The organism is Lacrimispora amygdalina (assembly GCF_900205965.1).
Taxonomy (GTDB): Bacteria; Bacillota; Clostridia; order Lachnospirales; family Lachnospiraceae; genus Lacrimispora; species Lacrimispora amygdalina_A.
In genome coordinates this window covers 46,039-63,782 of sequence record NZ_OAOF01000018.1, presented here as the reverse complement: position 1 = coordinate 63,782, position 17,744 = coordinate 46,039, and the positions used below count along the sequence as shown (strand labels likewise).

The 17,744-nt window shown below is 42.0% G+C and carries 4 protein-coding genes; 2 read left to right on the top strand and 2 right to left on the bottom strand.

Going from position 1 to position 17,744, the window contains the following annotated elements:
- Positions 1 to 46: 46 nt before the first annotated feature.
- Positions 47 to 12,883, bottom strand: a complete 12,837-nt coding sequence (locus CRO04_RS20195; protein ID WP_420323214.1) for a doubled motif LPXTG anchor domain-containing protein — start codon at positions 12,881 to 12,883, stop codon at positions 47 to 49.
- Positions 12,884 to 15,821: 2,938 nt separating this feature from the next.
- Here CRO04_RS20195 and CRO04_RS27065 point away from each other — a divergent pair.
- Complete coding sequence (locus tag CRO04_RS27065; RefSeq protein WP_278321379.1) at positions 15,822 to 15,953, top strand: hypothetical protein; 132 nt, start codon at positions 15,822 to 15,824, stop codon at positions 15,951 to 15,953.
- Between the two features lie 243 nt (positions 15,954 to 16,196).
- On the top strand, positions 16,197 to 17,042 hold the full coding sequence (nudC, locus tag CRO04_RS20185; RefSeq protein ID WP_097006045.1) for an NAD(+) diphosphatase: 846 nt from the start codon (positions 16,197 to 16,199) through the stop codon (positions 17,040 to 17,042).
- Between the two features lie 22 nt (positions 17,043 to 17,064).
- Here the strand turns inward: nudC and CRO04_RS20180 are convergent, their stop codons facing one another.
- The gene (locus tag CRO04_RS20180) at positions 17,065 to 17,700 is read right to left on the bottom strand and encodes a DUF3267 domain-containing protein (protein WP_097006044.1); all 636 of its coding nucleotides are present in this window, start codon (positions 17,698 to 17,700) and stop codon (positions 17,065 to 17,067) included.
- Between the last annotated feature and the right edge of the window lie 44 nt (positions 17,701 to 17,744).

The following is a 17,744-nucleotide window of genomic DNA, read 5'->3' as shown; positions in this document are numbered from 1 at the left end:
TTATAGCAAGTTAATTTAATAAAGTCAACCAAGCATTTTGATTTATTTATTTCTCTAACTTCTTCTTTTTATTAAGTGCCGCATACAGTGCCAGCATGAAGCCTGACAGTGCCACCATAACTTTTCCGGCATTGGATTTGCGCTCACCTGTTTTTGGCAATTTTGCCAGAGGGACATTTCCGTCATCAATCGTTACAAAATCAATCTGGTTATCACCTGGCATGTTTGCCAGAGGCACAGGATCCGGTATTATGGTTACTGTACTTTGAGTTGGACGAGGTGTTGGTCCATCGTCATTTCCGCCACCGCCCCGTATTCTCTTATCCTGTATGGTGATGGTAAAGCTATTGATTCCATCAAGGGTCAGAGGCGGAATACTGTTGTTAATCCGGTATCCATACGGTGCTCTGGTTTCTTTAATTGTGTACGTATCTGCAGGCAGGCGCTTTATGATATATTGACCGCTGCTGTCTGTCTTAAATCTGGAAGCCTCTTTTTCTTCTGCTGTATAGCCAGCAAAGGAACCGCCATTCAGCTTGACATAGCTGCCTCCTGAGTTTTTCATGGTAAACTCCGCACCTTCCAGCCGGATATCCGCATAGACCGCATTGGTCTTAACCACAGTCACCTTAGATGGCTGATTTTCTACCGCACCTCTGGCCTTCCCAAAGAGAGCAGGTTTCACAAAAAGCTCACTGGTTTGAGACCGGCTTAAGGTAAATTCCCTGCTCCATGGCTGAGTGCCTAACAAGTATCCTTCAGGAGCTTTAGTCTCGGTAATCCGGTATGTGCCGTAAGGCAGATTCGTAATCTCTGCCTTTCCCGCCAGGGTAAAGGTGATGGTATTTCCCTTCACATTCTCCTGCGTCCAGGCAGCTCCGTTAGAAGCTGCAAGGCTGCGGTAGCTGTCCCATGCTCCCGGAACCATGGTAGATATATTGGTCAGCGTAAATTCTGCACCGTCCAGTCTTTTATTTGTATTCTCACTGTCTACTTTTTCCAGACTCATGCTTCCTGTGCTGATCTGATTTGTTACTGTTATAGTCTTCTCAGATTCATTTTCTACAGAAACTGCCTTGCTGTTGTCTTTTAAGATGCTGACCACCCCTTTTTCATCCACTCTGATGTAGAACGGTTCAATGGAATCATAACGGTCTGATGCATCCTCTCTGATCTGATAATCTCCATGTTTTAAGCCCAGACTTAAACTGCCGTCGTCTCCGGTAACAAAGGTTCCGCTTCCGGCTTCCGGCTTAGTATGGAACCGGCTGGACCCAAATACGGTTAAAATTCCGGTTTCTTCATAACTGCCTGGCCCAAGGATATGGAATTTAATTCCGCTTATGCTTCTTTTCAGATTATCAGTTTTCTTTAACTTAATTATAAATTGAGCGCGGTCATTAACCACCTTGTTATCCGTGGAGAGTACAGCACTCTTGTGATCTGCAGAAATCGTAAAATCAAATTCTGCATTACCGCTTAAGCTTAAATAGCCTTCCGGAGCTTTCTCCTCTTTCAGTGTATAGGTACCATAAGGTATTTTCCCCATATCCACGTGACCGTTAAATGCCGTAAACCGTATGCTGTTATCAGATTTCTTCACATCTCTGATTCCCATGGCATCAAGTTCTTCCACGTTCATGGCAAGAAGCTTTTTGGCAAAATCCTCAAATGATCCTTCTACCTGGACCGTTTTCTCTGTTAAGGAGAACTCTGCTGCCGGAAGAAGTTTTTCCGTCACCCCGTCTACCTTATCAAATGTCAGATTACCGGTTCCATAATCATTGAATACTAATTGGCTTCCATCTGATGTTACAGTGCCGGATTCACTGTCTTCCTTTAAGGTAACTTCGTAGACTCTGCTGCTGGCTTCATATCCGTCCGGAGCCGTTTTCTCTTTTACATAATAGGTTCCAAGCGGAAGCATCTGAGACTCACCCGTACCTTCATATCCCGTTATTACGGTACCGGCCAGAGCTGTTAAATCTTTGTCGGAATAAATCTCAAATACCGCTCCTGACAGGTGCAGCTCATGGTTGTGTGCTGCAGCCTTGTTGATACGGATTTTAGCCCGGTCTCTCACATCATATACTTTAATTCTGTCTGTATTACCGGTCTCCAGCACCGAAACTTCCGTATCAGCAGATACACTGTAGTTTTCCGGTGCTTTGATTTCTTTTAAAACATAATTTCCTGCTGGCAGGCGTTTCACTGTGACAGTTCCATCACTGCCGGTTGTAAATGAAGATGCCTCCTCATTTTTATCAGTCAAACCGGTATAAGAGTCGTTGTCATCAAGACTGACATACTTCCCATCTGCTGTCATTAAGACGAATACAGCATTGGAGAGCAGGGCATTTGTTGATTTATCCCGTTTTTCAATCGTAAGCTCATGAGGTTTATTGATAACAGCTTTATCTCCTGTCAGACTGATGCCTTCCGGTTTATCCAGCTTAAAATCTTTTGTAAATCCATAAATGCCGCCAAAGAGATACCCTGCCGGAGCCTGAGTCTCCTTCAATGTGTACGTTCCGTATGGCACCCTGGTTAAGACTGCCTGCCTGGAATCTCCCAGACCCTCCATTCGAAAGCTTACAGACAGAACGCCTCCGTCATACTTTGTTGTTACAGAAGATACACCAATGCCGGTCACATTCTCTAAATACGTTTCAAATGCTCCTTTAACCAGAGATGTTCCGCTGAGTTCAAACCATGCTCCCGTAATCAGATTCTTACTTTCCTCATCCATTTTTTCAATGGTAATCGGTGCCGTCTGTATCTGGTTTGTCACTACCACATTGATTTCCTTTTGTGCCTGACTTTCCAGAGCCAGTTCCGGTCTGTCTTTTCCGTTCAGCAGTGAGACCGTACCATCCTGACCAATTCTGACATAAAACGGTTCTATGGTCTGATAACCAGGAGCAGAAAGCTCTGTAATTTCATAATCCCCATAGGGAAGATTCCAGGTAACAACACCATCATTGCCGGTCTGCTTCACTTCATAACCAGAGTGATCCGGGTCGTTTATTTTAAACTTGTTTCTGCTAAACGGATTCCAGGTACTGCTTTCATATGTTCCTGGTCCTGAGATAGAAAATGAAATTCCCTTTACCGCAGCATTTCCGGCATTATCCGCCTTTCTGATGCTTAAACTGTATTCTGTTCTGGTATTCTCAATTACATTTCCTTCTATCTTGCTTAACTGTGCCTGCTGCCCCTGTGAACTGATTTCAAACCCGGATTCTTCCGGTCTTCCAGAGATATCATAACCATCCGGAACCTGAATTTCAGAGAGAGTATAACTGCCAAGTGGTATTCCTGTAATTTTTACCAGTCCGTCCGTAATTTTAAAGCGGACACCCTTCTCCGTTTCCTTCACATCGGTTATTCCCATGGAGGCGGCATCTTTTTTCATTGATGCGATCAGTGCATTCCATGCATCTTTGACTACAGTCCCCTGCTTTTTAATCTCAAATGTGGCACCGGCAAGCTTATCTCTGGTCAGTCCGTCAAGCTTTGTAAATTCCAGTGATCCGGTTATATAAGAATCTTCTACTGTAACCGTGCTGGGTATTGGGTCCGCCTCTGTCTTAAATTCCTTACTCTTAAGAATCCATGCCTTTTGCCCCTGGACTTTATAAGAATCCATGGTTACCATATCGCCTGATACGGCATGGTCAAGCTGGTAGCCTGCGGGAGCACCGTCTTCTGTGATAATATAATTTCTGTAATAAAGAAGCTCTCCTGCATTCCAGACTGCTTCACCGTCGGTAAGCGTTGTCACACCTTCTGATAACGGGCTTCCAAGAACGGATGAATCGGTAATTGGTGTACGATTGAAGTATTCCATTTCCTCATTGGTAAAAGGTCCGTATACCGTAAAGTGAGCTCCCTCAACCGGATTCTGGGCTTTGTTTATTTTCTTAACTGTTACCTTTCGATAAGGCACAAAGCCGATGTCTTTGGTTGTATCGTATTCCCCTGCAGTGGACCATAAGAAGAAGTCTTCGGAGGAATATCCGTTTTTCGTTTCATTAAAGTTGCTGTCTCGGCTTTCATCGTAGTTTGCTCCGCCTTCCAATAATGTCTTTGGTAATCTGGAACGTCCTGCTTTTTTGTTTTCTCCATCAGGCAGCATATTTGGTTTTGCAAGCTTTAATACCAGATCCTCAAAACCTTTTGGCATCGTCCCCCTGCTCACCTCGATCTGATAATGAGCCGGGTCATCTCCCTTTAAGCTGGTTACCCGTAAAGAACTGCCGCTGTACCACCCATCTTCATCGCTCTCCGTAAATTCGGATCCAGTCAGTCCATATGGTTTTGCTGGCGTCAGATCGTCAAATAGGAATCTGGCATCTGCGGTTCCAGGTTCCGTGGAGGTCTGATCATCCCCGTTTTTGCTGTACTTTTGCAGGCTGACCTTAAAGTATCCGCTCTGAAGCAGAGGGAACAAATCCGTAAGAAGATGGTCGTTTTCTACACTTTCATTCTGAATTCCATTGTTGTCATCATCGATCCAGACTCTTCCGGAAACTTTTACATTACCAGGAACGAGAAGTACCTGGACGGAATTACTGGTCTGTGCCTGGGAAAACTTCTTTTCTTCGCTTTCAAGACCTGATTCTTTATAGCTGAAAGCGGTAGCAAAATCATTAACGGCATAGCCGTAAGCAGCATCCTCCAGTTCTTCTGCCTTATTATAAGGTACCACTGTTTTATAGGTGACTACCAGATTTTCACCCGGCGCCAGATAAAATTTAGGATCTGTGATCTTAATGCGGATCGCCGTGGGATCACTGGAACGATCGGACCAGAAATTAGATGTATTGTCATCCAGCATTGCATTCTTTGCTGCAATGGCCGTTTCCTTGCTGTCAAATGTCTGGTCAGAATACGTAATTTGATATTCAAAGTCCCGAACTTTTCTTCCTGAATCTCCATTATCCTTTCTGTTTTCTATTTCTATTGACTGAATGCTGTCATATTTCAACCGGAAGTCACTGAGTCTTTCAAACTTACTGGTACTGAAATCTCCTTTAACCGGCATAATATCCATGAGCTGCAGCTGGCTGACGTAATCCTGTGCCGAAGCGTTGTTTACCATAAGCCGGTATAATACAGATCCATCGTACTTAGTAAGGTCCGTATCATCTGCCGATTTTGCCACTTTTCCAGCCGTGGACCCTGATACGAATCTGGTATCTAAGTTTCCTTTTACTTCTTTATAAAGCTGAATACCAGTTCCTGTACTCATGGTATTTTCTGCTGAATCAGAGACATATCCATAGCTTCGGTAATTCTCATCCGGCAGTAACGCTGCAGCCGGTAAGTCATTGCTGGGCCACTTAATTCCTGAGCTGGTTTGAATCATAAAGGAGGCCCCGGTTTGGTTTAAGGAAAATGCAGGCTGTAACACATCACTGGTAACGAACAGAGTATTCAATATGTTTTTACCATAATTAATAATATTTCCTGCAATCTTTGCCTTAACCGATACTGTAACGGACTCGCCTTTCTCCAGATTTCCATTCAGCCTGATAAATAGCGTCTCCCGTCCAGTCAGAGGATCTACTTTTCTTACTGTCTTATCAATAGACACCCCAGCCGGGCCACTCTCCACTGCAACTGCTGTCAGCAAACGATCCTCTCCGGAGGTTTCACCGGATACAGTAACTCCCAAAGGAACCAGATCAATGAGAACCGGCTTCTGAATCGGTGCAATCTGTGAATCGCTGCTTGTAGTTGTATTGTTTACCGTAAGCGTGTAGGTAAGCGTATCACCCGGCTGTACTCCCTTAACGGGATTTACATTTTTGCTAACTGCCATTGTAGGAGCCTGGCTCTGAATAACAGATATATCACATAACGCTTCTGTCTGGCTGGACTCCTGGCTTGAATTTAAATTGCCGTTTACATCCCACTTACGGTATTTCATTGTTACATCTGCTTTGTTACGGATGTACTTAATATCCTTTTTATAGCTTCCGTCTTTCAAAGTGGCATCCTGACGGTTTAACTTTGCCGTAACTGTAATTGTTCCCGGAACAAAATCCTGCCCCAGTGTATAGGCATGTTCTGTAGATTCCTTTAATGTATCGTCCCGGTAACTGATCTTAAATGATTTTACCATTCTTCCGCTAACAGGCTTTATCTCTCCGATTTCGCCATCTCCGGAAACGCTTACTGTCTGTACCTCTCCTGCCTGACTTCCATCAAAACCATAGAAGGTCACATCTGCTACAATGGTTCCTGTATTCCCTTCTTTCAACCGGTTTAGCTGAGCGGCTTTTCCTGGTTTAACAGAGACTATGGTATATTTTTCATCACTGTATTGGGTTTCATCAAGAGTATTCTTTCCTGAATCAAGCATGGTCAGTCCCTGATCGGTAACTTCATACTGGTCAAGAGGAATTGTATTAATCGCTCCTGGAGTCAGGGTATAAGTAACCATCTGACCGTCATTCCACCACAAATCTTTTAATGAAGCAGTCTGCGTGGTTTTCTCAAGAGATACACCAGTCTTCTGTTTTACGTTGGTAAACTCGCAGGGCGGAGGGACCGTTCCTTTTTCAATGGTCACTTCTTTCTTATAAATCGTTCTGCTGTCATCCGGATTAATCACATAACCATCTGTATTAGGGGTAATGGCTGTTTCTTCCAATTCATAAACTCCCGGAAGCAGCATGACTGTAGTTCCAGTCTCACCATAAGGCACTGTAATAATATCCCCAACCTGTTTTCCTGTCTCTTTATTTGTTACCTTTATAAATGCATGAATGGAACCGGAGGGATTATCCTGTTTATTAACATCATTTTTAAACAGTTTTAATGGCAGTGCTTCCTGATTATGTACCGTAAACTGGTATACTCCAGGCGCTTTGGTGTCATCACCTGAGAGCACGTATAAATCGAGTCCTGTTCTGGTATCTCCATTCTTAACTAAATCTGCGGTTACCGGGAGTATCATTCCATGTTCTCCTTCAAAGGCTTCCACACGGTAGGTATCAAACCCATGATCCTTATCAGGCACCTCATACAAACCGTAAGAATATCCCGGCTCCTGTTTCAGTCCCCGGAACGAAAGTTTTCCCTGGGAGTCCGTTGTTCCCTCTGTTACATAATTCCAGATATTTCCCTCTGCTCTTTTATAAAGTTCGAATGTCATTCCGGCTTTTGCCGCTTCTGTTTTACCATCTCCGCTGTATTTTGTAATCTGGAAATCAATACCGCCCTGATTTTCTACAGTAATTTCAGTCGTTTTTCCGGTTTCCGCTGTAAGCCCCTGCTCCGGAATCGCTGTTCCAATGGTGAGATATCCCACCGGAGCATTGGTCTCTTTTACATAATAGGTTCCCAGACTGTATTTCTTAGTTGACAGTTCATACTCATAGACACCGCTGGTTCCGATTTCCTTAAAATCTCCCACATAGGAAGTCAGTGCCTGGTCGGAATATAAACGAAAGCCTGCACCTGTCAGCTTCTTTGAATAATCCGCTGCATCCACTTTTGTAATGCGTATTCTTGCTTTCGCATATTGATTATCAATTCCTATGGCTACCGGAGTCTTGGTTGTAAAATCATTGTTCGTTCCGACCTGGATATAACCGTCAGACCACAGCTTTGCGTTGGTCACTCCTGTTTCTCCAGTCAGCATCCAGTCAGGATTTTCCCGTTCTTTAACATAGTAGGCCCCGCCTTCCGGATACTGTGCCAGCAGTACTTTTCCCTCTGCTGTATAATAGCCGGCTGCTGCCTCAAAGTTATGTATTGTAACTGCCACGGGCTGATGATTTTCATCATATACCGGCTTATAGGCTTTTTCCGCATCCGAATAGGTGAATACATCAAATATCACCTGAGCCGGAAGCCTCTCTTTGATATTCTGGTCATTTATAAACCCATCGCCAAAATATAGATTCTTTGTAATTGTCAGGGCTACCTTCTCCCGGTTTTCAAAGGTTACTTCTGCATTCTTATAAGTTCCGGTCATGTCACCGGTCACGGCAACTACCAGAGGCGCGGTATCAACCGTATATCCCTCAGGTGCTTTTACTTCCGTAATACGGTACCAGCCTGGCTGACAATTCTTAAGGACATAAGATCCATCCTTTCGATCCTCCAGTGTTCTGCTTATAGACGAAAAGCCCTCTGACGGTTTTTCATAAGCCGGATCTTCCACATTTCTTAGTATGCCTCCGTCTAAATCTGTATCTGTACGGAACTTCATGTACTCCAGACGGAACTCAGCCCCTTTCATGGACGCGTCACTTTTCTTACTTTCACCGTCTGTTTTATATAAGGTAAGCTGTGCCAGTCTTGGATTTCTGATGGTCAGGGCAGCAAGCTGGCCGTTTATTCCATCTGCAACAGGAACCAGAGTCACCTTATTCCCGTCTGCCACCGGTTTGTAGCCAACAGAAATGGAAGTCGGTTCAAAATAATTATCTGCTGTTATCTTCTCAGCACTGCTTCCCAGTGTTTCATTGGTAATCGTATATATCCCACTCTCAAGTCCGTCCAAAACAGCAAGATACCTTCCATCCGCCTGCTTTTGGGTTATAGCAGAGGCCGTACCTCCTGACGGAGTTTTTAGTGAAAATCTAATACCGGACAGTCCCTCAGGTTTTTCTCCGTTCCATGAAGTTTTTTCTATCTCAAGCATGGGCTTTTGCGCATTATAAACCGGAACTGTCAGAGACGAGCTGGCTACGGTAAAGTACCTCCATAGATTTCCGCCGGTATACATGGTAATATATTGTTCCTGCTGCTGTGAAGTTAAGGTTTCCTTCATTCGGTAAAGACCGGAAGGAAGTCCACCTGGTATTTCAATCTGACCAGAATCTTTTGTGGTATACGTTCCGTATTTCTCATATTTATATTCGTTATTATTCCACTGATACCGCCAGACTTCGAATTTCACTCCGGCGAGAGGTGTCTTTTGAATATTCATTCCGTCCAGTTCATCGTCGGTTTTATAGAATGTACTGGAATCCGGAATATATCCGTATTTCTTGATGGTTACCGGATATTCTTCGGATACCTGATTAATCAGCCTGTACTTCGGATCCGTTTTGCTGTCATCCCAGAAATACTGATCATCAATATGGTCGTTGTTAATCGGAACTGTTACTTCTAAAATATGAAGGGTTGAATCTAAAGTCACCTTAGATGGCGCATAAATCTCTTCCAGTCCCACAGAAAGCTTTACCGGTTCACCCTCAGTGTTATATGTAAGGAAATCCCTGGGATTCTTTCCCATTGCTGTGATTTGATTGCTTAATTCATCCAACCTGATTATTTTTGAAAGCGCATAACCGGTTTTATGAATGCTGTCAGATTCCAGTCCGGTTTCCACCACATCAATTGGCAGTAGTTTTTCACTATTTGCCGGATCTAACAGCCATAACCTGAATTTTACACCACCAAGAAGTGTATAATTGTTTTTTGTGATCTCCAGCCATTTATTTAAAGCAACCTGAAAATGATAATTTTCAAGTCCTGTTCCACCGTTGGAATGCTGATTGACTATGACCGCTATTTTTTCGTTTCTTCCACTTTGATAAGGATGCCGGATCTCTTTATATCCGCTGTATCCGGAATGATCCGGAACAAATACGGCAGCAATCTTCCCACCTTCATCCAGAGTATAACCAGGTGCAGCTTTATCCTCAATCAGCCAGTATACGTAACCATCATCCAAAATTGTGGTGTCAAACTGGCCATCCAGCCGCTTACCTGTCTCCGGATCGATACGAGTGCCGCTTTCATACTGCCCTTCTGACTCGAATTTTTCCTCATCAGTAAAATCTTCTAATTTAACTGAAGATAAATTCTTCGTATCAGAAAGCATTTTATAAAGAGTAAATCCTGCACCGTTTACCATATGGATATCATGAGTGCCTCCGCCAAAGGTTATCCCATCGCAGGTCTTCCATATATTAAATTGAACCCATGATTTATAGTTAAAAATCGGATCCGTATATCTGACCAGTGATTCTACATTACCTGGAAGATCCTTTCCGCTGAATGAAACTGCATTATACCGCTCCTTTAAATCCGCCACAGAAAGACTCCTTGCCGGCTGCCCGTTCTCAAGAGGAAGCGGTTCTTTATTTCCCATGTTTAATTCAAAAGGCAGTCTTGATTCGCTTCTGGTGGGCACCCGGACTTCTGCTACATAATACGTATCATTCCGGTCAATATCATTGAACGTTGCAATTCCGTCAAATTCGTTTGTCACCTGTACCGTTACTAAATCAGCGGTTTCCGGCTGATCACGGTTTACCTTATAAAGAGCCAGGCTTACATTCCCTAATGCCTGGTTCACCTCATGGAACTGGTCATTCCAGCTATCACGCCAGTACTTCTGGGTCCGTATTGTCAGCTTCGGCTCATCTTTGATTATCAGCGGCGCTCCTGATGACTCTCCATTCACTGTGGAAATGGTTTTTCCTTCTGTCAGTGTGGTTGTCAGCACTTTATAGGAGGGAAGATATCCCGATGGTGCTGTGATCTCCGCAATCACATAAGGGATCCGGTTTCCGCTGTCATCGAAAATGCGCAGCTCATTACTATCAAAGACAGCCTGACCGTTAGTGCCGGAGGTTACTGTCTGAATGGGATTTTTAATACTGTTAACCCAGTCATCCTGGCGAAACTTGGATTTTAAATAAATTCCAAACTCAGCGCCGCTTACTGGTGTATTTCTTAACGCATCCAATTTCGTAACCTTCACTCTGCCCTCATTTTGAAAATTAACCAGAGCCTTATTATCATTTAACATGAGATCAATATTTTTTTTACCGTTTATATCTACTGCATTTACCTCTGCCGGTCCGTAATAGACCATTCTATTTTGAATAATATAACCCTTATACGATCCATCTGTTTTGTTATTCATCAGAAATAAAGGATTAATAACATCTGAGTCCAGAACTTCCTTAAAATAATATTTTCCCGGTGCCATAACCGTATCTGTATTTGATACAATTATATTATTTTTATTTGGAAGAGTTACTGGTTGAAAAGTATCCCCATCTTTCTGATATACTTCAAAAGATAGTTTAGCTTTACTATCCTCTTTACCATCAGAACTATATTTTATTTTCTTTAAATTTACTGTTTGATATGGCTTATTATAAAATTTCAAATGGGTGGTTGTGGACTCATTTGAAAACCAATCCTTAAGTTGTTTTCTGTTAATCGGACCGCTTGGTGTCGTAAACTCCCTGATCTCTTCTCCAACATAATTTTCCGGTGCCTGTATTTCTTTTGCCACATACGTAGTTCCAGGATCCAAAGAAACAAATGTTCCGTTTGCAGAGACAGTTCCTTTAAACACTTCATCTTCTTTCCTTGTAATGATAAACGTTGCCGTAATTGTTTTAGCTTCATCCGTTATATCGTACTTATGAAGCCAGTAAGGTACTTTCTGTGGTATGTTATACGCCTTGACACTGGTATCTGACTGCCTGCTGACTGTAAAAGGTCCGATAAGAGATATCTTCTCCCCATTAATCAATACGTTATCAATGGTTTTCCCATCTTCCTCTGCCTCTAAACGGTCGGAACTGTTTTCTTCACTCCAGTAATAATCCTTGCTGATATCAAGATTATCAGCAATAACAATACCTTTCTGATCCGTTACATAGCTTTTAGCAGGAGTTACTTCACTGTAATTATTTTGATTTTTATCAGCCACGTATAGTTTAAACTTAAATCCGGCATTGGAATTATTCGTAATGAGTTTACCAGAGGAATCACCGCTGCCAAATGTCCAGGTTTCTTTCTGAAGCTTTAAGACTCCCTGTCTGTTGTTTTTAAGCTGAACTGATGTTGTTGTTAATGGTACAAGAGTAAATTCTTTATAAAGATATGTCTTTTTATCTTTGGTTTCTGTAGTAACCCCATCTCCCTCAGAGTTTCCATCATAATATCTATCCGGAAGCTGTTCTACTACTCTGTACCGAATTAAATGATTCCCACTGTCATAAATAGGAAGCTCAGCTGTAAATTTACTGTTTCCATCCAGAGAATAAGTCTTTTTTGAATTCACAGAAACTCTGGACCAGCTGCTTCCCCCAACGGATGACTCAAACCAGAAATGGTTATTAAAATCCCTTCTGTACTGCCAGGGTACGCCTCCGTAGGTGCCATCATCTCTCTGAAGCAGTTTTGTTACCTGCACTTTTGCTTTATTTAAAGTATTTACAAGGTAATTCCTGTCTTCCTTTAAGGCAGAGGTTTCCCCTTTCCTTACCGTTACAGGATAATCATGTGTGTCAAGAATATATCCGCCCGCACTCTTCTCTCTTACAATATATTCACCAGGGGTAACCGGTTTAAACCTTACAAAACCTTTCTCGTCTGATTTAACCGTTGTCACTTCACTTAATGTACCGTCTATCTTTTGATAAAGTGTAAACTCTGCACCGATCAGGGGACCTAAATCTGTTTCATTAGTATCCACACTGTTCCAGGTACGCGCCTTTTTATAGAATTCAATTGCACCCTTGCCAACGACGTTATTAATCACCTTAACTTCTTTATTCTCTCCAGCCTTAATACTGAATTTAATCTCTTGACTGTCTCTAAAGGTGTTAGAATCCACTACTGCATAGCCGTATTCTGTACCTGCAGGTTTCCTTCCTTCCTTGATCACATAAGTTCCCGGATCAGCCTGAATCTGAATATAACCCCTGCTGCCAGTTGTATAAGGAAGTTCTTCATCAGTTTCATTGGATGGATTAACAGCTATTATTCCTTTTACCAGTAAATTACCGTTTGGTTCCAGAACAGTATAATTGTCATAAGGCGTCTCATTACCCTGCGAATCAACAGAATAAATTTCAAATTCAGCAGAACCTGGATATTCCTTTTCCATGGTCAGATCATATGGCTTTAAAACTCCGATTCCCTCGTCCAGCAATTTAACTATCTGGATGACTGCTGGATTATTCACCTCATGTACTGCTACAGCTGCTTCAGAATCCTCTTTCATAACCTGACTGGTTCCCAGTTTGATATATTCTAAATGAGCCTGGTTTAAAATAGTAAATACCGAAGAATCATTTACACGAGGGTCGTTGTATTTTAAAACAAAAGGTTCATAAGGATATCGGGCAGTCACCAGATACGAACTGTAAGTTGGGGCCGCGTCTGAAACATAAATATCATCAGCTTCATTTTGACCCTGTGTTTTAAAATCATCTATTACAATGGATCCATCGCCATCTTGTCTGAATGATAAACTTTTTTTATCTCCCCATGTCGCACTGACAGATATAGGCTTCATCCCATCCGGAGCATTGGGTGTTGTTATGGAAAGATTATCTGTGATATGGAAGGAGTTGTTTTCGAATCCGGTACGTCCATAAGTCTGATAAATGGTGCCACTCGGCTGTGTTGAAATCACACCCGGATTCCCATACATCCCCACCTCTATCATATAAGTGATATCAACGTACTTAGGATTCTCCGCATCGTCCTTCACAACTGTGTAAGAATGATCTGTGGGATAAACGCTCTTTTTAATGTGCCACTCATCATCGGAGATCAGCTGGAGCTGGGTCTGTGACGGCTGGTCGGCATATGTGACTGTCGGAATATTTCCGGGATATGTAACATTTTCTTTATCTGTCTTATCTGCAACCTTTACGTCCGCATGAAATGCAACGCTGTTATCTGACAGTGCAAATTTCTCACCTACTGCCCTTTTACCGTTTCCGTCTATATAAGCGTTAATCACAATATTATCAGACTTTCCGGGCCGTATGGTGTGGTTTTCATCTCCAACCTGGATTGCATAAACACTTTTTTCGCTGTCTGATGTAGAAAGCTCAACTTTCCCGCTCTGCTCTTCCAATTTAATACCTGCAGGAACTGTAAAATAAATGACTGCATTTTCATAGGTATCAAACAAAGACAATTTTCCGCCTGCCGCATATTCGTAAAGCGGAGCCGCCTGCATTGTATAAGTAATGGTATAGTTAAAAAGCTTTCCTGCCTTTATCTCGCCGGTCATGCTCTGGCTAAGATTAATTTCCACCGTATCTTTTCTATCAGATGCATCTTCACCATAATAGCTTAAAGCAGTTTCATAGGGAGAAAGCTTTGCCTCATCACTTACTTCCATATTTAATAATGTGATACCAAAACTTGGAACTACCATGGAAAAAGAAGGCTGGGTAAATAACGAAGTCAGACTAAAGGTCTTTTCATCCTCTTCCCCGTCAATTCCCATTAACGCAGACTTTTCCTCTCCGGATAAAACGCGGCCATTTCCGACAGAGACAATATCTGCACTGTCAAAGCTCTCTGGCTCTGAAACTGTCTCCGAAGGGGTGGCAGTTTCCTGCGCTTCTGTAAGTACCGGAACCTGATGCCTGGAGATGGAAACCTGCAGATTTTCTGTTTTGTTTTCGCTGACAGAACTGTCATTTCCAGATTCGGAATCAACAGAATTATTACTGTCTTGTTCCTGCACTTCAGCTTTCTCTGGTTCAGTCTGTTCTGTTTTTACCTCCTCTTTACTTTCCGATTTCACTTCATCTGATGCAGTATCTGAAGCATTATTTTCATTTACATTCGGTTCAGCAGCTTCCGTTTCTTTCTCTGTTGATGTAATAGGTTCGGTTCCTGGACTTTCCGTATTATGATCGTCCTTAATATTAGAATCTGACTCCACTTCCTGTGTTTCTGCTGCTGTTTCTGTTTGGGTTTCTGCTGCTGCTTGGGTTTCTGCTGCTGTTTGGGTTACTGCTGCAGTTTCCGTTTGTATTTCTGCTTTCGAATCTGCTTGTGTCCCTGCTGCCGTTCCCCCTGCAGAAGCACTGCCCGATGCACTGCTTCCAGATTTGTTCGTAATGATATCCTCTGTGTTTTCACCAACTACCGCATATTCATCTAACTGGGCATCTGTAACAACAAAATTGTCACTTACTATCCTGAGTCGGAATTCGCATTGCCGGTCCTTATATCCGTTCACACCTATAATCTGAACGCTCTGAAGGATGGCTTCCTGTTTAATACGGTCTGATTCATCGGACCAGCTAAAAGGTTCACCGTCCAACACATCGGAGACTACCACAAGGTACATGGCCTTACCTGATTTTTTCTGAAGAATTAACGTTTTTCCATCCAATTCCTCATATAATTTTTCAATAACCAGATCTTTTTGCTCTCCCTTAAACGGAATCATATCTTCTTTTAATTCAGGTCTTCTGTCACTATCCTTCTTAAGAACTTTTTCTATGGCAGACTGGGTAACCTTAACATCTATCACCTGTTTTGCCTGTGATGGTGTAGCTTCTGACGGAGAGGCCTTTGACGCGCTTGATGGTGTAGCCGTTCTTTGTGCTGTGTAATCTGCCGCATAAACCGTAGTTGCATTAAGCTGAGATACATTACCTGCAACAATGGCTATAGTCAGCAACCAGGCAATCATTCTTTTAATCTGATGTCTTTTCTTCATTGCTCCCTTCATTTCACACCCTCCTCTAATTCTTCTTTCTAATTTCTTACTCTATATGGAAGCCACGTAATGGCAATATTTCCCTCTTAGTCAGTATACCTGAGGCTGGTTACAAACCAGTTATTTTTGTTTACATATTGATTTTTAACCCCTAATTATTTTAATAATATTTATAACTATTTTTTACATTTTTAAGAGTTATGAACCATGTTTTTTGTTGCTTCTTAACAAAATATCAACTATGGTACTAACTGTTAACCTCATATTATTTAGTTATTTACAATGGTTTTTAAATATGCAAAAATAAAAGCAGAGACAAAAAACATACCCTAAAGGGGAAAGGAAAACCATGACTATTGAAGAAAAAATGAAAATTGCTATGAAAGAAGGAGAAAAATCTTTAGAATACGGTGAATTGCCCGTGGGCGCGAGATTTACTATTCCCTGGAGTCCCCCATTGATGGTGCCATATCACTTTTAAATAACAGGTGGAGATCAAATCATGATATATTACAATCCTACACATTACCGGACTGTTACGGAGGCATTTTACGTGAAGACGGTAAAAATCTGTTAAGGAAATATATTGAAATGAAAGAAGAAGGGCCTTTAGTGGACTTTTGTAAATTGCTAATTCTTCCGCCATCTTGACAGAAAGACTGATTAATTCTAAAATAGAATGAACTGTCTAAATGATAATTACGAAAAAGAAGGTCTTAAACTTATGATACAGGATATTTTCCCCCACGTATTCCACAATGAATTTGAAATAAAATCGCCCACTGATGAAAGCTTTTTTTTCTACTTTTCAGATGGAGCAATCTGTTTGACTGAAGGTGATACGAAAGCCATTCCCAGATTCTCTTCTTTAAGGGAAGAGGATTGCAGCCGGTTTAAGTCTCATTGTGATTTTTTATTTTCCATCGATCAGATGGATTTTTTTCTAGTAGATGAATCCTGTGTAACGCTTACAGATACTCCGGGTATCTGCCTGAATAAAGTCAGTATATTACGGGAATTAACCCCAATGTGGTTATCCTTTTCTGCCGTCTGTGCATCCCAGCTTCACCGGTTCTACTCTACCAGCCGTTACTGCGGATGCTGCGGTGCAGAAATGATTAAAAGTAAAAAAGAACGGTCCATGGTCTGTTCCTCCTGTGGTAATACCGTCTATCCTAAAATATCACCTGCCGTCATTGTAGGTATTATCCATGATGGCAAACTGCTTCTGACAAAATATGCCGGAAGAGAATACACCCGTTACGCACTTATAGCGGGGTACACAGAATTTGGTGAAACTTTAGAGGATACTGTAAAACGGGAAGTCATGGAGGAAGTCGGTCTGCGTGTAAAAAATATCCGGTATTATAAAAACCAGCCCTGGGGTATTTCTGATTCCATTTTAGTTGGCTATTGGGCGGAGCTGGATGGTTCTCCACAAGTTACGCTGGATGAAACCGAGTTATCCACAGCAGTCTGGATGGCTCCTGAGGATATCCCAGATGATTTTACTAATATCAGCCTGACCCATGAGATGATACTTTTATTTAAAAACGGGAAAATAGAATGAATGAAATACAGGGAGGAAATGCCTATTCAGACTTTCCTCCCTGTATTTTGTAAAAAGTTGCATATCCATTTGCAACGAGAATTCCTTCTTTTGGAACCTGTATAAGAATCAGAATCACATTCAGGATATCAACGCACGCACCTCCTGCATTTAAGATACTCAAAAAAACTAAATAGCCATTTAAAAGACCCATTCCTGCCAGAATTAACGGTGCTGCAAACGAAAGAATCAGCAGCGGCATTAATGATATAACAACCATTCTTTTCTTTGAAAGGATTTCTTCCGTAAATACAAAACCAAACAATCCATTAAATCCCCAATAAGTCTTGTCTGATTTCCATACCTTTGGTATAAATATCGCATGTATCAGCTCATGTATCAAAAGGCACAAAAACATACCCAGCAGATAATACACACTTTCTATACCTATGGAGAATTCCAGTGAGAATCCCTGTGATCCGGAAAGCAACTGCTGAAACGGCGGGTATAGATAGTAACACCATGCAGCGTTACACAGCATCAGAAGAATGCTGATGGGCATCGACCATAAGATAGCCGCTGATACAGAATTTGGTTCCTTTAAACGAACCCAGCCCTGGTCGTTCATAATCACTGTCATTTGCTTGTTTTCCGGCGGTATTTTTTTTATTAATTTCATTCCGTCACCTCGTTACTTTTTTAGATAATGGTATTTTATTGTAC